Origin of the sequence: Cytobacillus sp. FSL K6-0129, from assembly GCF_038007625.1 — a bacterium.
GTDB classification, from domain to species: domain Bacteria; phylum Bacillota; class Bacilli; order Bacillales; family Cytobacillaceae; genus Cytobacillus; species Cytobacillus kochii.
The window spans coordinates 4,204,861-4,225,018 of the sequence record NZ_JBBOXM010000001.1; the positions used below are offsets into that span (position 1 = coordinate 4,204,861).

General features: G+C 37.7%; 21 protein-coding genes and 2 riboswitches. Of the genes, 13 read left to right on the top strand and 8 right to left on the bottom strand.

From position 1 onward, the window contains the following. Window positions 1-88: 88 nt before the first annotated feature. The gene (locus MHI57_RS21450; protein ID WP_095370209.1) at window positions 89-1,018 is read right to left on the bottom strand and encodes an AEC family transporter; all 930 of its coding nucleotides are present in this window, start codon (window positions 1,016-1,018) and stop codon (window positions 89-91) included. A 127-nt stretch (window positions 1,019-1,145) separates the two neighbouring features. Here MHI57_RS21450 and MHI57_RS21455 point away from each other — a divergent pair, with 127 nt between their 5' ends. From MHI57_RS21455 to MHI57_RS21465, 3 genes are all read left to right on the top strand, one after another. Beyond that, window positions 1,146-1,985: an SDR family oxidoreductase gene (locus MHI57_RS21455; RefSeq protein ID WP_307319312.1), complete on the top strand. Its 840-nt coding sequence runs from the start codon at window positions 1,146-1,148 to the stop codon at window positions 1,983-1,985. A gap of 399 nt (window positions 1,986-2,384) precedes the next feature. Next, window positions 2,385-3,371 carry an acrylyl-CoA reductase family protein gene (locus MHI57_RS21460; RefSeq protein WP_095370208.1) on the top strand — a complete coding sequence of 329 codons (987 nt, stop codon included), beginning with the start codon at window positions 2,385-2,387 and terminating at the stop codon, window positions 3,369-3,371. A gap of 62 nt (window positions 3,372-3,433) precedes the next feature. After that, window positions 3,434-3,973 carry a GNAT family N-acetyltransferase gene (locus MHI57_RS21465; protein WP_095370207.1) on the top strand — a complete coding sequence of 180 codons (540 nt, stop codon included), beginning with the start codon at window positions 3,434-3,436 and terminating at the stop codon, window positions 3,971-3,973. Between the two features lie 36 nt (window positions 3,974-4,009). Here the strand turns inward: MHI57_RS21465 and MHI57_RS21470 are convergent, their stop codons facing one another. The 4 genes from MHI57_RS21470 to MHI57_RS21485 are packed head-to-tail and all read right to left on the bottom strand — an operon-like array spanning window position 4,010 to window position 7,039. Beyond that, on the bottom strand, window positions 4,010-4,543 hold the full coding sequence (locus MHI57_RS21470; RefSeq protein WP_307319305.1) for a 1,2-dihydroxy-3-keto-5-methylthiopentene dioxygenase: 534 nt from the start codon (window positions 4,541-4,543) through the stop codon (window positions 4,010-4,012). Next, window positions 4,530-5,159, bottom strand: coding sequence for a methylthioribulose 1-phosphate dehydratase (locus tag MHI57_RS21475; protein ID WP_095370205.1), 630 nt, complete (start codon window positions 5,157-5,159; stop codon window positions 4,530-4,532). The genes MHI57_RS21470 and MHI57_RS21475 overlap by 14 nt, the downstream gene beginning before the upstream one ends. After that, entirely contained in the window at window positions 5,156-5,821 is a 666-nt protein-coding gene (locus tag MHI57_RS21480) for a 2-hydroxy-3-keto-5-methylthiopentenyl-1-phosphate phosphatase (protein WP_307319301.1), read from the bottom strand. The genes MHI57_RS21475 and MHI57_RS21480 overlap by 4 nt, the downstream gene beginning before the upstream one ends. Before the next feature lie 3 nt (window positions 5,822-5,824). After that, the gene (locus MHI57_RS21485) at window positions 5,825-7,039 is read right to left on the bottom strand and encodes a 2,3-diketo-5-methylthiopentyl-1-phosphate enolase (RefSeq protein WP_095370203.1); all 1,215 of its coding nucleotides are present in this window, start codon (window positions 7,037-7,039) and stop codon (window positions 5,825-5,827) included. A 98-nt stretch (window positions 7,040-7,137) separates the two neighbouring features. Next, a riboswitch (SAM riboswitch) is annotated at window positions 7,138-7,241 on the bottom strand. A gap of 201 nt (window positions 7,242-7,442) precedes the next feature. Next, window positions 7,443-7,596: riboswitch (SAM riboswitch) on the top strand. Between the two features lie 146 nt (window positions 7,597-7,742). On the opposite strand from MHI57_RS21485, the gene mtnK reads away from it, so the two are divergent. The 8 genes from mtnK (at window position 7,743) to MHI57_RS21525 (ending at window position 14,674) form a co-directional block, all read left to right on the top strand. Continuing rightward, window positions 7,743-8,927 (top strand): S-methyl-5-thioribose kinase, encoded by a 1,185-nt coding sequence (gene mtnK, locus MHI57_RS21490; protein WP_307319298.1) that lies wholly within the window; start codon window positions 7,743-7,745, stop codon window positions 8,925-8,927. Then, entirely contained in the window at window positions 8,924-9,976 is a 1,053-nt protein-coding gene (gene mtnA / locus MHI57_RS21495) for an S-methyl-5-thioribose-1-phosphate isomerase (RefSeq protein ID WP_095370201.1), read from the top strand. The genes mtnK and mtnA overlap by 4 nt, the downstream gene beginning before the upstream one ends. Further along, the gene (locus tag MHI57_RS21500; protein ID WP_095370200.1) at window positions 9,973-11,049 is read left to right on the top strand and encodes a sugar ABC transporter substrate-binding protein; all 1,077 of its coding nucleotides are present in this window, start codon (window positions 9,973-9,975) and stop codon (window positions 11,047-11,049) included. The genes mtnA and MHI57_RS21500 overlap by 4 nt, the downstream gene beginning before the upstream one ends. A 74-nt stretch (window positions 11,050-11,123) precedes the next feature. Next, a complete protein-coding gene (locus MHI57_RS21505) occupies window positions 11,124-12,662 on the top strand; it encodes a sugar ABC transporter ATP-binding protein (protein WP_095370199.1) in 1,539 nt (512 codons plus the stop codon). Beyond that, window positions 12,631-13,629 (top strand): ABC transporter permease, encoded by a 999-nt coding sequence (locus tag MHI57_RS21510; RefSeq protein ID WP_340978162.1) that lies wholly within the window; start codon window positions 12,631-12,633, stop codon window positions 13,627-13,629. Before MHI57_RS21505 ends, MHI57_RS21510 begins: the two co-directional genes overlap by 32 nt. Window positions 13,630-13,876: 247 nt before the next feature. After that, the gene (locus tag MHI57_RS21515) at window positions 13,877-14,107 is read left to right on the top strand and encodes a hypothetical protein (RefSeq protein WP_340978163.1); all 231 of its coding nucleotides are present in this window, start codon (window positions 13,877-13,879) and stop codon (window positions 14,105-14,107) included. After that, window positions 14,067-14,294, top strand: a complete 228-nt coding sequence (locus MHI57_RS21520; protein WP_340978164.1) for a hypothetical protein — start codon at window positions 14,067-14,069, stop codon at window positions 14,292-14,294. Before MHI57_RS21515 ends, MHI57_RS21520 begins: the two co-directional genes overlap by 41 nt. Before the next feature lie 41 nt (window positions 14,295-14,335). Continuing rightward, window positions 14,336-14,674, top strand: coding sequence for a hypothetical protein (locus tag MHI57_RS21525; RefSeq protein WP_340978165.1), 339 nt, complete (start codon window positions 14,336-14,338; stop codon window positions 14,672-14,674). 389 nt (window positions 14,675-15,063) lie between these two features. Here the strand turns inward: MHI57_RS21525 and MHI57_RS21530 are convergent, their stop codons facing one another. The 3 genes from MHI57_RS21530 to MHI57_RS21540 all read right to left on the bottom strand — a co-directional run bounded on the left by MHI57_RS21530 (window position 15,064) and on the right by MHI57_RS21540 (window position 18,752). Continuing rightward, window positions 15,064-16,977, bottom strand: a complete 1,914-nt coding sequence (locus MHI57_RS21530; RefSeq protein ID WP_095370194.1) for an acyltransferase family protein — start codon at window positions 16,975-16,977, stop codon at window positions 15,064-15,066. 445 nt (window positions 16,978-17,422) lie between these two features. Beyond that, entirely contained in the window at window positions 17,423-18,265 is an 843-nt protein-coding gene (locus tag MHI57_RS21535; RefSeq protein WP_095370193.1) for a DUF3298 and DUF4163 domain-containing protein, read from the bottom strand. Continuing rightward, the gene (locus tag MHI57_RS21540; RefSeq protein ID WP_340978166.1) at window positions 18,258-18,752 is read right to left on the bottom strand and encodes a sigma-70 family RNA polymerase sigma factor; all 495 of its coding nucleotides are present in this window, start codon (window positions 18,750-18,752) and stop codon (window positions 18,258-18,260) included. Before MHI57_RS21540 ends, MHI57_RS21535 begins: the two co-directional genes overlap by 8 nt. A 166-nt stretch (window positions 18,753-18,918) precedes the next feature. Here MHI57_RS21540 and MHI57_RS21545 point away from each other — a divergent pair, with 166 nt between their 5' ends. Together MHI57_RS21545 and MHI57_RS21550 are read left to right on the top strand one after the other, a co-directional pair. Further along, window positions 18,919-19,560 carry a Type 1 glutamine amidotransferase-like domain-containing protein gene (locus tag MHI57_RS21545; RefSeq protein ID WP_340978167.1) on the top strand — a complete coding sequence of 214 codons (642 nt, stop codon included), beginning with the start codon at window positions 18,919-18,921 and terminating at the stop codon, window positions 19,558-19,560. After that, window positions 19,557-20,042 (top strand): GNAT family N-acetyltransferase, encoded by a 486-nt coding sequence (locus MHI57_RS21550; protein WP_340978168.1) that lies wholly within the window; start codon window positions 19,557-19,559, stop codon window positions 20,040-20,042. The genes MHI57_RS21545 and MHI57_RS21550 overlap by 4 nt, the downstream gene beginning before the upstream one ends. Window positions 20,043-20,158 lie beyond the last annotated feature (116 nt).

Below are 20,158 nucleotides of genomic sequence, written 5' to 3' on the forward strand. Positions count from 1 at the left end.
AATATGTACGGACTAGAGACAGGTGAATGAGAAGAGAAATAGCCAGCTAAAATAACTTTTTGGCTGGCTAAAAAATGTAATTAAATGATTACAAAAGAAAGCTTGCTATCCAAGAAATCAAAGGAATGGTTAAGATAGAAATTAACGTGCTATATACCGTTACCATAATGGCTTCGTTTTCTTCTTGTGTGTAGCGGGAAAATAATACTGAAGCCAGCATGAAGGTAGGCATACTTGTTAAAATAACTAATAAGAAAGTTAAATCTGTTTGTATTGACGTAAAACGTAAACAAATGATGCCGAAAAGTGGTAATATCAACAATTTCATTAATAAAGGAAACCATAAACCTTGAAAGTAAAACCGTCGTCCAACTTGAAAGAAAGTTGGAAGCAGAAAGCCTATATATAACATGGCTAATGGCGCAGCTAAGTTAGATAGCATTGAAGCCAGTTGCTTGAAAATGATCGGTGCTTCCCAACCACTGATTACATATAACAACCCCAAACTAATGGCTAATAAAGGTATGTTTAATAAAGCTTTTAATTGTTTAAATTGGAATTTTTGATTGCTTTGTAATAAGTAGATACCTAATGAAAAAAGAACGACATCTAACCCTGCATCAAATACAGCGGCTAATAATCCACCGAGAGGCCCAAATAATGTAGCACTAAGAGGGATGCCGATGAAACCTGTATTACCTAGGGCGGCGAGTAAAGCCAATTGTTTAGGCTGATTAAGGTGTAAAAGACGGCCTAGAACTAATGTAAGGATAATACCTCCAGCATTAAATACAATGGATATCCCGAATACGAGAAAGACTTGTTGGAAAATGACGTCCGTAATTTTAGTATTGAAAACACCATTCAATATAATAAAGGGAACAGCTAGATTTAAAATAATCATCATTAATATATTTTTCATTTCTGCTGTGATTGATATCTTTAAAGCGATTAGTGCTCCGAAAACAATGATTATACCCATTGTTGAAATCGCAAGAATAACAGAGGTGACTTCCATATGACACTCCTTTCAGTATAAATTATACTGAAAATTCTTATATTTTTATAGTTCATAAAAGCAGAAAACTATAAAAATATCATTGGACCATTTATACTTAACGACAATAAGAAAGGTGTGGGTAGCTATGGTTGCTAAAGTAGCGATAGTAACAGGAGCGAATTCAGGAATGGGCTTAGAAACGACAATCGGTCTTGTAAATAAAAATGTAAAAGTAATCATGCTCTGTAGAAGTAAAATAAGAGGTGAAGCCGCGCTACAAAAAGTGAAAGCCATTACAGGAAAAGAAAATGTAGATTTAATGCTCTGTGATTTAAGTTCTATCAAAAGCATCGATGATTTTGTGGCAACCTTTTTTAGTAAGTATCATCATTTAGATCTTTTAATCAATAATGCAGGTGTAGTGACAATAAAAAGGCAAGAAACAGTTGATGGATTTGAGATGATGTTAGGGGTAAACCATCTCGGTCATTTCCATTTAACCAAGCAATTATTAGCAGCTTTAAAGGCTTCGGCTACTGCAAGAATTGTCATTGTATCTTCCGGTGCTCATAAATGGGGGAAAATGGATTTTGCAGATCCGTTTTTTAAAAAGGGTTTTAATGTAGCAAAAGGTTATGGAAGATCGAAGCTAGCCAATTTATTATTTATGAAAGGTTTACATGAAAGATTAGCACACACAAATGTGACAGTGAATGCACTTCATCCAGGAGCTGTTGCAACAAACATAGGTGTGGATAGAGAAACAGGATTTGGTGGCAAAGTGGTAAAATTACTGGTGCCATTTTTTAAAACAGCAGAGCAAGGGGCGGAAACGGCCATCTATTTAGCCACGAGTCCGGATGTAGAAGGGATATCAGGTGAGTACTATATTGACAAGAAAAAAGCCCATGTCTCTAAAAGGGCGAGTGATCCCCAACTAATCGAGCACTTCTGGAGATGGAGCATAGAACAGACGACGCTTTAATGATGACATCTAATAAAAAAGTTAACAGTGGGGTGAAATTTGTCTTCAATAGGTGAAATTGAAGAAGTACACGGTATATTAGTTTTGGAATTAAAATAATATTGAGTGAATCCCTTGTAGGACAAGGAATCAGGGTTTAAACAAACGAATAAAACTAATTTGAATGGTTTCATGCTTTAAGGAACGGGAATGAGTGTGAAAGAACGGCAAAAGAGGGGATGTTGCTATGTCTGAAAAAGGAGATTTCATGCTGGCGCATAAACAAAAGTTGAGGAACAAATTTACGTTGATAAGCATTTAGAAGCCGTGATAAAAGCGATTGCCATGTATGAAGTAGAAATGAGTATAGGGTCAATGAAGCCAATTTGAGAAGTTAAAGGGAAGGGTGGAGGAAGAGTAATGAGTTTTAAAGCAATAGTTGTAGATAAAGATGATAAAGATTTTTCTATCCAGTTGCGTCAACTTGAGGTAAGGGATTTACCTGCAGGAGAAGTATTAATTCAAGTAAAATACTCCGGAGTAAATTATAAGGACAGTTTAGCTAGTATACCTAATGGAAATATCGTTAAAGACTATCCAATGGTACCGGGCATTGACTTAGCGGGCATCGTTGTTTCATCTCAACATCCTGATTTTTCCAAAGGTGATGAAGTCATTGCTACGAGTTATGAAATTGGTGTATCCAGATACGGGGGGTATAGTGAATATGCACAAGTACCTGCACAATGGGTACTGCCACTTCCAAAAGGACTTACATTAAAGAAGGCAATGACGATTGGCACAGCTGGATTAACAGCGGCTCTTTCCATATTAAAATTAGAACAGAATGGTCTAACTGAAAATAGTGGGAAGGTGTTAGTTACTGGGGCTACTGGTGGCGTTGGGAGTTTTGCCGTTGCCTTGTTAGCTAACCGTGGCTATGAGGTCGTTGCAAGCACTGGAAAGAAGAATGAACGTGATTACTTAATGAACTTAGGAGCTTCTTCAGTGATTACAAGGGAAGAAGTGTATGATGGGAAGATAAGCGCATTAAGCAAGCAAAAATGGATAGCAGCGGTTGATCCTGTCGGTGGAGAGCCATTGGCATCCTTGTTAAGCCAAATTCAATATGGGGGTGCCGTAGCGGTTAGTGGTTTAACTGCTGGAACGAATTTACCTACGACGGTTTTTCCTTTTATTTTACGTGGGGTGAGTCTCTTGGGAGTTGATTCCGTTTTTTGTCCAATGGAGATGAGGAAAGAAGCTTGGGAACTATTAGCGGAAGAAAGTGATAAACTTCCGTTTGATCAGTTTATTTTTCAAGAAGTTTCATTGAGTGAAGTTGAGCATGTCTTGCCATTGCTTTTAAAAGGAGAAACGAGAGGAAGAGTACTTGTACACATATAGTATCTACTCACAATAACTTATAAAAAGGCGGTCCTAATTTCTGATAGAATGGAGCGAAAGACATGCAGTTGAAAAGTAACCGTCTCGTCATTCGATCGTATATGTATGAAGATTACGAAGCTTGGATAGCGGGATTAAAGAACCGTTTAGTATCGCAATCACGTCATGATGAAGGACGCCCACAAGATTTACCTGCTTATACTAAAGAAAAATTCAAGAAGAAAATCGAGCAATGGAGCAAGCAAGATGATGCCTGGCAATTATCTGAGTTTGGTATATTTAGAGAAAATGATGGTGCACATATAGGAAAAATAGAATTGTATCGAACACAGAGGAATGGCAAGGAGTTAGTACTACTTGGTTATGCAATTCACAATCAATATTGGCGAAAAGGATATGGAAAAGAAAGCGTAGTAACGATCATACCTTTTATTTTTGAATATTTACAACCTGAAAGAATAGAATTACATATTGATAGTGATAACCTCGCCTCCATTCATTTAGCAGAATCTATTGGTTTTAAATATGAAGAGAAACAGTCTCAATTTTCATTTGATAGTGGAGAATGGAGCGAATTTTTTATCTATTATTTAGAGAAATAAGGAGAGGCCCCCGATTATGAAGGAGCCTCCCTGATATTAAGCGTTCAATTTTTCTTTCTCGTAAACAGGTACCCAACCTTCTGGTGTAACAAACAGGCGAATAGCAACAACTTTTCGATCATCAGATAAAGTAAAATAGTGGCGCGTGTTTACGGGTACAGAAATTAAATCACCTGGATCTAAATGGACTTCAAAAAACGATTCATCTTTTCCTTGGATAATAAAGACTCCATGCCCACTTACGATGAAGCGGACTTCATCATCGGTATGATGGTGTTCTCTTTGAAAGTTAATTAATAATTCATCTAAATTTGGCGTACTGTCTGAAAGTGAAATAACATCTGCAGCTTTGTAGCCGCGCTTTTCAGAAATGGTTTTGATTTCAGTTGAAAATGCATCTAGTATGGCTTGCTTTTCATCATCAGATAAATCGTATTTTTCGTGTAATGTCACTTCTAATTGCTCAATGTTCCAATTTTCATAGATGACTTCTTGTGCAGTTAAAAATGTAGATACCTCTTGTTGATCAGTAATCACTTTTTCTTCGTTTTTGAATTTAATAATGGCCATGTAAAACGCCTCCTTTTAATTGAATAAGAGATAATTTATATTGAAATAAAAATTCGCAAGCCTCTAATAATTTTTTCGCTTCAAACCCATCGACTCCCCAAACAGTAATCCCGTGGTTGTGAATTAAGACTGCACCTTTCTCTTTGCTGACGTAAGCAGAAAAGTGATCCGCTAATGTAGGGATATCCGCATCATTGCGAATGATCGGGATGGTGAGTATATCATCTTCTCCCCATAGTCCAAATGCTTTAATTAACTCTTGATGCTGAAAAGATACTACACCTTCTTGATAGAAAAGCTCAGAAATAACATTATTAGCAACTGTATGAACATGAAGACTTGCTCCTGATGACGTTTTCTTATAAATTTCACAATGTAATAAAGTCTCAGCTGAAGGTTTAGATGACGTGTTTTCTAGGGGCTTTCCTTCTAAGTCTACTAATAAAAAATCATTAGCTGTTCTCTTTCTTTTATCAAGTCCGCTTGAAGTGACTAAAAAGCTGTTTTCATCTACGCGAATGGATAAATTACCACTAGTACCCATAAACCAATCTCTGGCTGCTAATTCATCTTTAATATCAGCTAATGTATCCCACTTTGTTTCATACGTTGTCATGATTTCGCACCAACTAGTTCATCGAGGTATTCAATGCAATCATGGAAGGTTTCGAAAGGTGTATAAGAAATACCAGTTTCTTCACATTTTTGAATTAAGAAATCTCTAGCAAGTACGGCATCTGCTATTTTGGCTGCTTCAAAGTCTGTAATCGAATCTCCAATAAGAATATTAAAGTGTTCAGGAGAAGAGTGTTTTCTAATAATGGTTGGTTTACAACAGCCGCAACCTTGTGAAGAACATAGTTCATCACACTGGTGTGGATAGTGAATATCTATTGTTTCTAAAGCAAAGCTTGCGTGATTGCAAAATACTTTCGTAAATGGCCCATAAGGTTCAAGTACTGGTTCTAAAAAAAAGTCAATCCCACCACTAACAATATAAAGAGGGATACCGTTTTCATGTGTATATCTAACAAAAGCTGAAAATCCTTCACGAATTTCTGCACTATTTAATACAAAATGGATAATCTCTTCTTTTTTACTTGTTGGTAAAAGTGAGAAGAGATTTTTAACACCCTCTTGGATAGAGATATTTTGAGCTAAAATATCTTCCTTGATCTGTTTTGCCTCAATAGGACCGAAATGCTCCATAATCTTTACAATGTTGTCGTTATTCGTAATTGTTCCATCGAAATCACAAAAAATCATTGGTTTTGTCATCTTTTATGACGTACCTCCCCATTTTGCTAATGCTGCTTCTAATTCTTGCGCTTTTGTTGCACGATGAGTATTTTGTTGTATGACGTGATCAATGGCTTGCCTAAAAGCTCTCACGCCAGCTGCTGCTCCTTCAGGATGACCATGGACCCCGCCGCCAGCATTAATTATACAATCATTGCCAAAGTCATGATAAAGCAACGGCACTAAACCTGGATGAATGCCTGCTGAAGGGACCGGGAATGCCTGATTCAAGCCATTTTCTTCGGTTAACTGTCTAGCGATAGCTAAGGTTTTTTCTTTTTCCATGGCAACAGAACCATATGGAGAAGGAAATAAAGAGAAATCTGCGCCTGCTAAGCGAGTAAGATTACCGAGTAATAAATCAGGAGCCACACCATAGAAGTTTGAAGAAGTATAGGCCCCACTATATGCAGGATGTGCCATGATAGGTAACTGCACTTCATTGTTTTCAGCTAGTGTTTGGAGCATATCTAGACCGTAAGTGTGAACATTGAATAATAATGCATCCGCACCTAATTCGCTCGCATGTTTTGCTTTATCTACTAAATCCATTGTTCTCCCAGATAAATTGACTGCATAAAGTGTCCTTTTTCCAGTCTTTTCATAGACTTCATCTAGTATTTCTTTACCTGCGATAATTCGGTCTTCAAAAGAGATGTTGACATCAAAAAGAATTTCATCATCTTTTACAATATCAACGCCCCCCATAGCCTGGTCTCTTAACTGTTCTCTTAAAAAGTGAATATCCCTGCCGATAATGCCTTTAAATATACTCATAAGTAATGGGCGGTCTTGAATATTTAGTTTCGATCTTATATTTTTTATACCGAATTTTGGTCCAGGAAAACGGGAAAGATCCTCATTATCAAATTCCAGATTTAATAATTTTACTTCACCATCTAGAGATAACTTTCCAAATACAGTTGTTAAGATTGCTGGAATATCAAATGTGAAATTATATGTAGGGTAGGCGATACTAATTTCGCACCTTACTTCACCGAATCGATTGGGATGTTCATCATCATAAAATTCTTGTAGTGCAGTGACTCTGCCTTTATGTTTTAGTAATTGTTTTTGCTCAAGTAATGGTAACGCTGTCCACGAGCCTATCGTTAATCCTAAAGCGATATCCTCTGCTTTTTTCTCTAATGAACCGGGTCTTGCGTATACTTGATAAGTTGCAATTACATCTCCCATATGAGAACCCTCCCTGATGATTTCGAATTAACATTGACAATAAAAAACCCTCTTCTTAATCAATAAGAAGAGGGTTAGTTCGCAGTGATAGAACCTTCTCCTTATCTGTCAGCATGATTGCTGCAAGAATTAGCACCGTGTTCATTTAGAATCGGTTGCCGGGCTTCATCGGGCTCGTCCCTCCGCCTGCTCTTGATAAGAAAATTTATGATTATCGTTTTAAATTTTTGCACAATTGTATTATGTCACCAGGTGTTTTATCTGTCAACAGAGAATTTTTTACGTTATATGACAAAATTCTTTTAACCTTAAAAAGATGAAAAGTTTTAAAAAAAAGATTGACACTTTTTTATAAACGGTGCTAGTATTTGCTCAAGATATTTCAAAAAATGAATCTTTTATACTCTTATCAAGAGCAGGTGGAGGGAAATATGGCCCGATGAAACCCAGCAACCGACCGTAATATCGTTGTGAAACGAGGCGCAGCTAGAGAATTTCTGCGCCTAATGTAAGGCACGGTGCTAATTCCATTCAGAAGTTATTCTGAAAGATGAGAGGCAAAATCGTAATGACGAATGCCTCTTTCTGTAAAGGAAAGGGGCATTTTTGTTTCTGTAATGACAAAGCAGGTCCGACTACATCTCTTCATGTAGTCACCCCTGTTTTGTGCCACAGATAAATAAAGAAATAAGGGGGAAGAGATATGGCTGTTTTAGATAATATAGGTTATCGCGCTTTGACAGAGGAATCAGCGTGTGAATACGTGAAGAGTTTAAAACTGTTTTTACCGGATGAAAAAATGACGGTGGAAGAGATTGGTGATGGTAATTTGAATTATGTTTACCGTATTACTTCTAATCATAAAAGTGTAATTATTAAGCAAGCACTCCCTTATGCAAAAGTAGTCGGAGAAAGCTGGCCTCTAACACTTAAACGTGCAAAACTGGAGGCAGAAGTGCTTAAGAAGCATGGTGAATTCGTTCCTCACCTCCTCCCAGCAGTACTAGCATCAGATGAAGAGCTAGCATTAACTGTGATGGAGGATCTTTCCCATTTGACAATTGTAAGAGACGGATTGATTCAAGGGGATCATTATCCGAATTTATCAGCTCATATTGGTGAGTACTTAGCAAAGACATTGTTTTCAACTTCAGATTTTGCTCTTCATCCGTTTGAGAAAAAGAAATTGGTCGCTAAATTTTCAAATCCTGAACTATGTAAAATCACTGAGGATTTAGTATTCACCGATCCATTTTTTGATGTGGAAACGAATGATTTTGAAGCTGAGTTGGCTGAAGTGGTTCAGCAACTATGGGCTAATGACAAGTTGAAACTTGAAGTAGCCAAAATAAAATATGCTTTTCTCACAGAAGCAGAGAGCTTACTACATGGTGACCTACATACAGGGAGTATATTTGCGAGTAAGAGTGAGACGAAGGTGATCGATCCTGAGTTCGGCTTTTATGGTCCGATTGGATTTGATGTCGGTCAATATATTGCCCATCTCATTTTCCAAGTACTTGTACGAAACGAAAACGATAGAATCGTTATTCTTCAACAGATAGAAGAAGTATGGGATGTGTTTTCTCAATATTTTTCAGAAGCTTGGCAAAATTCTGTTGTTAATCCTTTTACGAAAGTACCAGGCGCTCTAGAGTCTTTTCTAGCTAAAGTATTTAAAGATGCTATCGGAGTAGTAGGGTGTGAATTAATTCGGAGAACAATCGGATTGTCGCATGTGAAGGATCTTGATGGAATAGAAGATAGTTCAATTAGATTATATGTGAAGAAGGCAACGATTCAATTAGGTTCATCCTTGATTATTAATCGCAAAAACATAGTAACAATCTCGCAACTTCTTAAGGAACTGGAGGCGTATACATCATGAGTATACCAACACCAATTGAATGGCAAGAAGGTAGATTGAAAATTCTTGATCAAACCTTATTACCCCATCAAACAAGATGGATAGAACTCGAAACCATTGAAGATGTCTTTGAGGCAATTATTCAGTTGAAAGTAAGAGGGGCGCCAGCTATTGGAATTACTGCTGCTTATGGTTTAGCGATTGCTGCAAAAAAATACGAAGGGGTCGACATTGAAACTTTCCATCTTAGAATTCATGAAGATTATCTTTATCTAGCGGGCTCTAGACCGACAGCTGTTAATTTGTTCTGGGCTTTGGATCGAATGATGAAAGTAATAGAAACGCTGTATTCAACAGAGGAGACAATTATCAGTTTGGAGCAAGAAGCAAAGAAAATACATCAAGAAGACGAGGAGATTTGTCGCCAAATTGGTGAAAATGCACTAAGTCTATTGAATGGAAGGAAAAAGGTATTAACGATTTGCAATGCGGGGACGATTGCTACGGGAAAATATGGTACAGCGCTAGCGCCGTTTCATTTAGGCAAGGAGAAGGGTGTTGACTTTCAAGTATATGCTTGTGAAACGAGACCGGTTCTTCAGGGAGCGCGCCTAACTGCTTGGGAGCTTCAACAGTCCAATGTGGATGTGACGGTCATTACTGATAATATGGCTGCTCATACCATAGCAACCAAGGGGATTGAAGCGATTATAGTCGGGGCCGATCGTATTGCCAGCAATGGAGATACAGCGAATAAAATCGGTACATGGCAACTAGCTATTTTAGCAAACTATTTTCAAATTCCTTTCTATGTAGCTGCGCCATTATCGACATTTGACTTTTCTATCGCATCAGGGGCAGATATTCCGATTGAGGAGAGGTTGGCAGAAGAGGTGACTCATATTGGGCCAAACCAGATCACACCAGAAGGAACGAAAGTGTTTAATCCGGCGTTTGATGTGACAACGGCTAATTTAATTACTGCAATTATTACTGAAAAAGGCATTTTTGAAGCTGATCGAAACAAATTGGCACAATTGAATAAAGCAGAAGAGGGAGTTAGGGCATGAAGAACAATCGTATACTATTAGCGTTTCTTATTATTTTTATTTTAATTTTGGCAGGCTGCCAGCCAAAAGGAAGCAATTCAAGTAGTGAAGCAACTGCATCAACTAAAGAGAATAGTGTACATCCGTTAGCTAATAAAAAGATCGCACTAATCATGCAAATTAATTTAGGAACTTTTTCTGCACAATATATTGAAGGGGTAAAAGAGCAGGTAGAAAAGTTTGGTGGAACCGTTCAAGTATTTACTTCTGAAGGTGACTTAGCAAAAATGGCTTCCAATTTAGATGCAGCGATTAATCAAAAATTTGATGGGATATTAATTGATCATGGAACGAAGGAAGCGTTAACGCAAGGAGTAGAAAAAGCGGCTGCACAAAATATACCTGTAGTGGTCTTTGATGCTGATATTGCAGTGAAAGATGTAACTGTACTTCAACAAGGCGATGAAGAAATGGCGAAGTTGACATTAACCAAGCTTGCTGCAGATGCAGGAGGGAAAGCAAATATTGTTAAGATTTGGGTAGCTGGATTTGCACCGATGGAAAGAAGACAAGTAGCTTATGAACAATTTTTAAAAGAGAATACAGATATTAAGGAAGTAGCAGCATTTGGTGCTGCCACCGATAATACAGCATTAGATACTCAAGCACAAATGGAAGCAATCCTAAAACAATATCCAAATGAAGGTGAAATAACAGCAGTTTGGGCAGCTTGGGATGAGTTTGCTAAAGGAGCTGTCAGAGCGCTAGAGCAGGCAGGAAGAGAAGATATTAAAGTCTACGGGATTGATATGAGTGACGAAGACCTGCAACTGATACAAAAAGAAAACAGTTCATGGGAAGCGACAGCTGCCGTTGATCCAAAAGATATTGGTCGTATTCAAGTTCGATATTTGTACCAAAAATTAAACGGTGATTCGCCTAAAGAAAAAGTTATCCTTGATCCTGTTTTTGTAGAGAAAAGTCAATTACCTGATGAGGCAATTACAACAAACGAACTGCATGAATATATAGATGGTTGGGGAGAAAGTGAACAAGGCTATACGGAAGAATTAAAAGCACTTGAGGGCAATTGAATGAAATGGTTTGTAGCTAGTCAACCGACTTTTAGAGAGTCGGTTTTTGTATCTATGAAGGAGGTCTCCTTTAAGTGAGTGAAGTTGTTTTGGAAATGAAAAAGATTAGTAAGAGTTTTGGAAAAGTTACGGCATTAAAGAACGGGGAGTTAGTGGTTCATAAAGGAGAAATACATGCCTTGCTTGGAGCAAATGGAGCTGGAAAAAGTACATTAATGAAAATTCTCTCTGGGGTATATAGACAAGACCAAGGAGAAATTTTGATTAACCACGAAAAAGCAACTTTTCAACACCCTAGTGACGCGAAAGAAAAAGGAATATTTTGCGTTTATCAGGAGGTTGATACAGCCATTGTTCCACAGCTTACTGTAGCGGAAAATATTATGCTTGATCGCTTTTCACAAGAGAAAGGGTGGTACTTCTCTCGTAAGGATCTACATCGTCAGGCACAGGAAGCATTAACATTACTCGAGGTGAATGATATTGAGCTAAATCAAGCAGCTTCAAATCTAAGTCTTGCTAAAAAGCAATTGGTTCTCATAGCTCGGGCGTTAGTGCAAACGACTAAAGTCATTATTTTTGATGAGCCAACCGCTCCATTATCACATATAGAAGCAGAGAAATTATTTCATGTAATTAGGCAACTGAGAGTAAAGGGAATTGGTTGTATTTTTATTACACATCGATTACCTGAAGTATTCGCCATTGCAGATGTGGTAACGGTTATGAGAGACGGATGTCGGATTTCAACCGTACCAATTGCTCAGATAACGCAGGAAATGGTAATTGAACAAATGCTTGGAGAAGTATGGCATGAGGAAAGAAACGTTATGCACAGTTATAAACGAGGGGAAGAGGTTTTAGCACTTAAGAATATCAATCTAGGAAAGTTACAAAATATTAGTTTAAATGTATATGAAGGTGAAGTTGTAGGAATTGCGGGCTTGGTAGGTGCTGGAAAAACAGAACTAGCGAAAACAATATTTGGAAATACACCAGCCACTTCAGGAGAAATCAGAGTCTCTGGTAAGAAGATACAGGTGAAGCATCCAAAAACAGCTATTGCTTGTGGTATCACTCATATTCCTGAAGAAAGGCGGAAAGAAGGTCTATTCATTAATGAAACGATATCGAAGAATGTAACTTTCCCACAGCTGAAAAAGTACGTAAAAGGGGGTTTTATTAACAGAAAGGCTGAGAGAAAAGCTACTGAAGAAGTGATTTCCACTTTGCAGGTGAAAGCAAATGATGTGGACGTAGAGGTGAATCATTTAAGTGGGGGAAATCAGCAAAAGATCGTTATCGGTAAGTGGTTATCAAGTGAAGCGAAGGTTTATTTATTTGATGAGCCTACTAAAGGCGTGGACATCGGTGCGAAAAGAGAGATTCTTAAACTAATTCAACAGCTTGCAAAGGAAGGCAAGGCCATTTTGTATTTTAGTAGTGAAATCCAAGAATTATTAACAGTTTGCCATAGAGTATTAGTGATGTATGATGGCAAAATCGTGAAAGAATTTACGCAAAAAGAGGCAACGCAAGAAAAGATTCTGTTATATGCAAGTGGTGGAAAGGAAGTCAATCATGAAGGACCAATTGATCGCATTTCTATTTAAATACGGGGCAATTACTTTACTTATTCTTATTATTTTTTATTTTACAAGTGTGAGCCCATTCTTTTTAACCTATGATAATTTTTCGGATATATTACGTTCCATTTCGATTGTCACTGTGCTCGCGCTCGGGGTCACATTTACATTAGTAGTTGACGGTTTTGATTTATCTGTTGGCTCCACGATGTCATTAGCAACTGTTTTTACAGCTTCATTGATGGTTTGGTATGATTTACCGCTATGGTTAGTTCTACTATTACCAATTATCGTTGGAGTGGCAGTTGGATTATTTAATTCGTTCTTAATTGTTGTGATAGGTATTCCCGATTTATTAGCAACATTGAGCAGTATGTACATCGTAGCGGGATTACATCGGACTTATACAGAAGGATACTCAATTTATAACCATATGCCACTGACTTCTGGTGGGACAGCAATTGGTGAGTTTTCTAATGCCTTTCTATGGATTGGTCAAGGCCATTTATTAGGTATCCCTGTACCTGTATGGATCATGATCATTCTAGTGTTAGCTTCCTACTGTTTTTTGAATTATACGAGATGGGGTAGAATCTTTTATATGACAGGAGGGAATGCCGAAGCTGCGACCTTATCTGGTGTAAAAGTAAAGAAAATCAAATGCATGGCTTATGTAATTTCAGGAATTTTTGCTAGCATAGCAGGCATTTTATTTACTGCTAGGGTAGGATCAGGGCAAATCGATGCAGGTGCACCACTACTGATGGAGGCTGTTGCAGCTGTATTTGTTGGCTACTCGGTACTAGGGGCTGGAAAACCAAATGCGTTAGGTACATTTTTTGGCGCAGCAGTCATCGGCGTATTATTAAATGGTTTAACTATTTTGAATCTACCTTATTATGGTTTTGATATTATTAAAGGGACTGTACTCGTTTTAGCATTGGCAGTGACTTATATGTATGCGAAAAATAAGTTTTCAACAAATAGCTTATAGAAGTAGTAGTAGTGGGTGAGGCACTTTTGTAGTTGCAGGTAGGCTAATCGCTTACTTTGGAAGATACAAATATTTGTTTTAGTTGATAAGGCAAAGGTGGTTTGTGTCTCATTTAAACGGAGAAATAGTGATGAAAGTTTTAGCAAATGCCGTTTACGAGTGGCTCAGATGAGAAAAAGGAGATGAGAGGAGAGCAATGGCGATAGCGAGTCGCTCAGATGGAAAATAGGAGACGAGAGGAGAGCAAATGGCATTTGCAAGTCGCTTAGATGGAAAACAGGAAACGAGAGGAGAGCAAATGGTGTTTGCGAATCGCTCAGATGGAAAACAGGAAACGAGAGGAGAGCAAATGGTGTTTGCGAGTCACTCAGGTGGAAAACAGGAGACGAGAGGAGAGCAAATGGTGTTTTGTGAGTCACTCAGGTGGAAAACAGGAAATGAGAGGAGAGCAAATGGTGTTTGTGAGTCACTCAGATGAGAGACAGGAAACGAGAGGAGAGCAAATGGCGATAGCGAGTCGCTCAGATGGAAAACAGGAACCGAGAGGAGAGCAAATAGCGATAGCGAGTCGCTCAGATGGAAAACAGGAACCGAGAGGAGAGCAAATGGTGTTTGTGAGTCACTCAGGTGGAAAACAGGAAATGAGAGGAGAGCAATGGCGATAGCGAGTCGCTCAGATGGAAAATAGGAAACGAGAGGAGAGCAAATGGCGATAGCGAGTCGCTCAGATGGAAAACAGGAACCGAGAGGAGAGCAAATAGCGATAGCGAGTCGCTCAGGTAGAAAACAGGAACCGAGAGGAGAGCAAATAGCGATAGCGAGTCGCTCAGATGGAAAACAGGAACCGAGAGGAGAGCAAATAGCGATAGCGAGTCACTCAGATGGAAAACAGGAACCGAGAGGAGAGCAAATGGCGATAGCGAGTCGCTCAGGTAGAAAACAGGAACCGAGAGGAGAGCAAATGGCGATAGCGAGTCGCTCAGGTAGAAAACAGGAACCGAGAGGAGAGCAAATGGCGATAGCGAGTCGTTCAGATAGAAAATAGTAAACGAAAGCAGAGCAAAAGTCATTTGCACATTAAGTTGACCGGAAACCGGTGCTTGAAATAAGAAAACAGATAAGACAACATAGAGGTGAGAATAGATACAGAGGAGTTCGCTGGAGGTAAGTATTTGTCCTAGTTTTAACTGGAGCAACTTTTTCTTGTTACCTCTCTTAATAGGTGCAGATATTTACTTTGAAGATTCTCCACCAAGTGAACGAGCAAACGGGTTACCATAGCTCACCATTTTAGAATCTGCACCCGAGAAAACACAAGTCGTTTCTTCTATATTTTTTATCGGAATTTCACTCTCCACAATGGTTCAACAATTAGCATGCAGCTGATATAAAAAAGGCCGCTGAACATTTTTGGGTTCAGCGGCACTTTGTTGATTATTTTTCTTCTATGGATGCTTCAATATAGTTATTCATTTCTGTTTCGATTAGCTCAGCTAGTGATTCTGCCCCTGTTTTTCCTACATGGACGCCATCACCTCCGAAGTATTCGGGATGATTTTCTCCGAGTTTGTGCCAATCGACTAGTGTGACATGGTCTTCAACTTCCGCTTTTTCCAATAAAGCTTTATTTACATCTTCTTCCCATGAACGTGGTACCTTTGTATTTACAAGGTAAATATCTGCTTCACTAAATAAATCAACCAGTTCATCTAAATGCTTTTCACGGAAAAAGCCGTTTGTACCTAGCATGAAAATGATCGCATTTCCTTTTTGGTTAAAGGAAGTGTATTGCTGGCTAACATCGACTGCTTGATGAACTTGACGCCCTACCTTTGCATCAATCGTAATAGCAGGAAAGCGTAACTGTAGACTTGGTGCAACATCAAGCATTAATGAATCACCAATGGCAAGAATTTGGTTATAATGCTCAGCGGCAGGGAGTGGCTCTGCCTGTTTTTCTGCTTCATTCTCAACTTCTTCCGTACCTTCTGTATTCTCCTCTGGAGCTTCTTCAGAGGAGTCATTTTTCTCTGGAACATTCGAAGCTTCTTCTTTCGTTTCTTCTTTCGGTTGATCTTCACTATTTTCTTGGGAAATAACTAACTCTGTTGGTTTCTCTTCTTGCTCTTCTCCCTTGACAACTCCCGTCATACCAGCAATAAAGATAATAGCTACTAATGGGACAAAAGCTGCACCAACTCTACATTGTACATTTAAACTTTTCCATTTGAGCGGATTTATTTTCTTGAAATTTTTAAAGAATGCTCTAAAACCATACTTTCTAATCGGTTGCTCTAAGAATCGGTAGGAAACTTCTGCTATTGCAAAAATAGCAATGAGCTGTAATAGCACTCTCCATAACTGCGGTGCCGCTATTTGGTCGAGAGGCGTTGTTAAAATAATAATTGGATAATGCCATAAATAAATACCATATGAGCGAGTACCAATCCACCTAAGGGGTTTCCATGATAGCCATTTGCTTAATATACTTGATGGGTGACAGACACAAGCAATAACAACCGCTGATAGGAGTGCAATAAGGAACAAGCCCCCAATATATAGAAACGGATTATATTCATTAATGGTAAACATGCATAGTAACAAAATCACTAGCGCACCGACACTGGTTACATTAAGTGTTTGTTTTAGTTGGGGTGATAGCTTTTTAGCTGATAGCCTTTTCATTGGCCAAACAAGTGCTAGCCAACAACCAATTAATAATTCAAATGAACGTGTATCAGTCCCATAATAAACTCTGCTAGGATCACCATTGGGATCATATTGTAATGACATCCATAAACAAGATAATAAAGCACCTAAAAAGATAATCTTTGAAACAGTTGCTCGATGCTTGAAGATATAAATTAGAGCCGTTAGGGCAAGTGGCCATAATAGATAGAATTGTTCTTCAATTGCCAGTGACCATAGGTTTTTTATTGGAGATGGAGCAGCAAAACTATCAAAATAGGAAACCTCGTGGAAAATAAACCACCAGTTACTTACATAAAATAGAGAAGCTAGCGCATCACCACGCATAACGGATAACAAGTTTTGATGAAAAAGAACGACCCACACAAAGGTAATAAAAATCATTGCATAAGAAGCGGGTAATAAGCGGCGAGCACGGCCAACCCAGAACTTCTTCAAATCTAATTTCATGCTTTTGTTTTGATCCGGTAATAGAGTGGAAGTAATAAGGTAGCCAGATAGAACAAAGAAAAGGCTAACGCCTAAAAATCCACCTTCTGCCCAATCAAAGCGAAAGTGATAGGCGATGACGGCTAAGACTGCAATCGCTCTCAGTCCGTCGAGCCCGGTAATATAATGTGTGTGTGTCTTTTTTTTCATATGTACGTCCTCCATTTTTGATGCAATTAAACTCTAGCTGACGGAGGGAACCTTCCTCCGTTTTAAAGTGAACCTCTAAATTATTTACGTATTTTCTATTAAACTTTATGTATATAAAAATAGACGATGATTATGTCGTAATTAGTTTCAAAAAGCTTGTAAAAAAATTTGCAGAATAGCGATAAAAAAGCACTACAATTATTCATTTTACTCTTATTATGTAATGATTTGGATAGGTGGAAAGAATGATATATTATAAGGGGGAAAAGTCCTGTTTAATAGGGAAAAATAAGCAGTTAACAGGAGAAAAGAATCTTGAAATGATCAATGATATATTAGAAAAGGTCATTTAAAATTCAAGTTTACAATTATGGCTTCTTCCCAAAAAGTAAGACCCCTCTTTTTTAAGTAGGAGAGGCCTCATTTCTATTTATTCAAATCATACTTAGTTTATATAACGGTCACTTACTAGTATTTCATCGATGATCTCAGTTGGAATTTCAAACTGAACAACGCCCATATAACCAGGTGCCACTTCATATTCATTAAAAGACATGATCAGGTGGTTATCTTCGTTGATAAAGAATGATTGATCGCGATTAATCGTAGTAAATGATTCGACATCATCTAGCCAATAAATAAGATTTTCATCATTGGCCATATTCTGCTTCATTTGCTTTTTAATTTCTTCACTTATTACCTCTACATATGCTTCTGAAGTAAATAAACTAGGTAAAGTAATAACGGTTTGTAATTCTTTATCAATCGTAAGGTAATCTTTTTGTTCATATCCAGATGCTTCAGCTTTAAACGTATTAAGTTCAATAGAAAGTATCTGATTATTTTCATTCACAATGGAGTAATCACTTTGAATAGCTAGGTGACCATTACTATCCATATATTCTTGATATAATTGCTTTCCTTTTTCTAGAAAAGCTTGATTTAAATGAGTTTCTAGTTGGTGATTTTCTAGACCAGAGATTTCTGGTATCTCTACATCAATGGATTTACTTTCTTGTTCCTCGTGTATTTTATCAATGGTAATAACCTCAATAATTTGTTTTAAAATAGGTACTTCTGACATTGCTTTTGCCGCCTGAGGGCTAAAGTTTACTGTTGCTGTAAAAATACTCGCAGCTGCCACAATACTAGTTGGCCATATCCAACGCTTTTTCGTATGCTTTTGTTGAGTGTGACTAGTTAGTGCACTTTCTATAATATCATCTAACTCTGTTGGTATAGGTATATCATTATATTGTCTACGCCATTCTTTCAGTCGGTTACTCATCCATTTCATCTCCTTCTGTCAGTTCAAGCTTTAATAATTTTAAGCCGCGATATAATCGAGTCTTGACTGTATTGACATTTTCATCTATTACAGTAGCAATTTCTTGAATCTTTAAGTCTTCAAAATAGCGTAGTAAAATGACTGTTTTATATTGTAAGGGCAATTGTGCCAATGCATCATGTAAGTCAAAATGCATATAATCATCATGTTCTCCACTTTGCAAATAGGTGATTGTGTCATGATCTGATACAGTCATGCGTTTATGCTTTTTTAAGAAGTCGAGCGATGTACGTACGATTATCTTATAGAACCAACTTCTTAATGCATCTACATTTTCTAATTTATTTATTGAAAGCAATCCTTTTTTAATGGATTCACTGACAATATCTAAGGCATCTGCTTGGTTTCTAACATAACTATAAGCAAGCCGGTAGTAATCTTGTTTATGCTCTTCAATCATTTGTACAAACAAATTTTGGTTATTCATCTTTCAAGGAGCTCCTTTTAAAAAACTTTGTACAATGGATAGACGATTGATCTCATAGAAAAAGTTTGTGCGGAAAAAAACTTTTTATTTATTAATTATGCTAATGTTTGTTTAAGAATAGAATTCGTAATGTAAAAGAAAAGTTGAAGAAACGGGGGGAGTGTTTATGGATCAACATTTATTTTTATTTGGTGGAAGTCCGCCCTTTGGAAGAATTCATGGAAAGCAGTTTGCTAGTCTCTGTAAATCAAAAAAAAATGGACATGTGGCGATATTTTGTTTAAATCGTAAAGGCTGGCAAACTTATATGCCTAAATATCAGCATATTTTAGAAGAAGAAGGTGTAACTGATTTTCGCTATTATTTATTAGAAGAGACGAAATCAATCCGTAGTGAAAAAATAACTGGCATTATTATATGTGGCGGCGACACACTTTCCTATCATCACTATATCGTAACTAAAAGGGTAGGGGAGGAAATAAAGCAACTCTTTCAAGAAGGAGTGCCAATCGCAGGCTTTTCTGCCGGTGCTTTGATCTGCTCAGAATATTGTATGGTTTCCCCGAGCGATTATAAAGGAGATAAGCTGATGGTTTTAAATGGCTTAGGTATCTTACAAGATTATATTATCGCTGCTCATTATACAAAATGGAATGAAAGGCAGAACCTACTTGCTGTGATGACTGAAACGAAGACAGAGAAGGGGTTGGGCTTGGATGATGAAGCAAGTGTATATTTGAAAAATGGCCATATTGAATCGTTAGAAGGTAAGAATGTACATATCGAGAAAGGTTGGAGTTTTGAATGATAATCAAAGAGCTTTCCGTAGATGATGCGAAACAACTTGTACAATTAATGGAGGATGTAGAGGCAAGCAGTCCTTATATGTTGATGGAAGCAGGGGAAAGAACATTAACAGTTGAAGGAGCAGAGGCCATTATTAATAGAGATAATATAACGGTTATTGGTGCCGAAGATGAAGAACGATTGATTGGGTATACACTTGTGATCAAAGAAACGGTACGAAAGAAAAAACATTGTGCGAGTATTGTTGTCGGTGTTCATAAAGATTACAGAGGAATGGGAGTTGGAGGGCAATTATTACAGGAGGTACTAGCATGGGCCAATCATCAAGCTATCATGCGGATTGAATTGACAGTAGTATCAGAAAATGAAGCAGCACTTGCACTATACAAAAAAATAGGTTTTGAAGTAGAAGGGGTGAAGCGAAGATCGTTATTAATGGACGGAGAATATTATGATGAGTATTATATGGGGAAATTATTTTAAAAGAATTGAATAAAAAGAGAGAGATGATAGAACTCAACCTAATATAATTCAAGACACTTGAAAACATAAGAGATAGGTAAATAGAGAATATCCACTCAAGTGGATACACCACAATA

Excerpts from the sequence above, each read along its gene's own strand:
- MHI57_RS21475 (WP_095370205.1), bottom strand. The coding sequence starts at position 5,159 with ATGACAACGTATGAAACAAAGTGGGATACATTAGCTGATATTAAAGAT.
- MHI57_RS21515 (WP_340978163.1), top strand. The coding sequence starts at position 13,877 with ATGGCATTTGCAAGTCGCTTAGATGGAAAACAGGAAACGAGAGGAGAG.
- MHI57_RS21450 (WP_095370209.1), bottom strand. The coding sequence starts at position 1,018 with ATGGAAGTCACCTCTGTTATTCTTGCGATTTCAACAATGGGTATAATC.
- MHI57_RS21480 (WP_307319301.1), bottom strand. The coding sequence starts at position 5,821 with ATGACAAAACCAATGATTTTTTGTGATTTCGATGGAACAATTACGAAT.
- MHI57_RS21545 (WP_340978167.1), top strand. The coding sequence starts at position 18,919 with ATGGATCAACATTTATTTTTATTTGGTGGAAGTCCGCCCTTTGGAAGA.
- MHI57_RS21550 (WP_340978168.1), top strand. The coding sequence starts at position 19,557 with ATGATAATCAAAGAGCTTTCCGTAGATGATGCGAAACAACTTGTACAA.
- mtnA (WP_095370201.1), top strand. The coding sequence starts at position 8,924 with ATGAGTATACCAACACCAATTGAATGGCAAGAAGGTAGATTGAAAATT.
- MHI57_RS21535 (WP_095370193.1), bottom strand. The coding sequence starts at position 18,265 with ATGAGTAACCGACTGAAAGAATGGCGTAGACAATATAATGATATACCT.
- mtnK (WP_307319298.1), top strand. The coding sequence starts at position 7,743 with ATGGCTGTTTTAGATAATATAGGTTATCGCGCTTTGACAGAGGAATCA.
- MHI57_RS21510 (WP_340978162.1), top strand. The coding sequence starts at position 12,631 with ATGAAGGACCAATTGATCGCATTTCTATTTAAATACGGGGCAATTACT.
- MHI57_RS21520 (WP_340978164.1), top strand. The coding sequence starts at position 14,067 with ATGAGAGGAGAGCAAATGGTGTTTGTGAGTCACTCAGATGAGAGACAG.
- MHI57_RS21500 (WP_095370200.1), top strand. The coding sequence starts at position 9,973 with ATGAAGAACAATCGTATACTATTAGCGTTTCTTATTATTTTTATTTTA.
- MHI57_RS21525 (WP_340978165.1), top strand. The coding sequence starts at position 14,336 with ATGGCGATAGCGAGTCGCTCAGATGGAAAACAGGAACCGAGAGGAGAG.
- MHI57_RS21530 (WP_095370194.1), bottom strand. The coding sequence starts at position 16,977 with ATGAAAAAAAAGACACACACACATTATATTACCGGGCTCGACGGACTG.
- MHI57_RS21455 (WP_307319312.1), top strand. The coding sequence starts at position 1,146 with ATGGTTGCTAAAGTAGCGATAGTAACAGGAGCGAATTCAGGAATGGGC.
- MHI57_RS21465 (WP_095370207.1), top strand. The coding sequence starts at position 3,434 with ATGCAGTTGAAAAGTAACCGTCTCGTCATTCGATCGTATATGTATGAA.
- MHI57_RS21485 (WP_095370203.1), bottom strand. The coding sequence starts at position 7,039 with ATGGGAGATGTAATTGCAACTTATCAAGTATACGCAAGACCCGGTTCA.
- MHI57_RS21460 (WP_095370208.1), top strand. The coding sequence starts at position 2,385 with ATGAGTTTTAAAGCAATAGTTGTAGATAAAGATGATAAAGATTTTTCT.
- MHI57_RS21470 (WP_307319305.1), bottom strand. The coding sequence starts at position 4,543 with ATGGCCATTATTAAATTCAAAAACGAAGAAAAAGTGATTACTGATCAA.
- MHI57_RS21540 (WP_340978166.1), bottom strand. The coding sequence starts at position 18,752 with ATGAATAACCAAAATTTGTTTGTACAAATGATTGAAGAGCATAAACAA.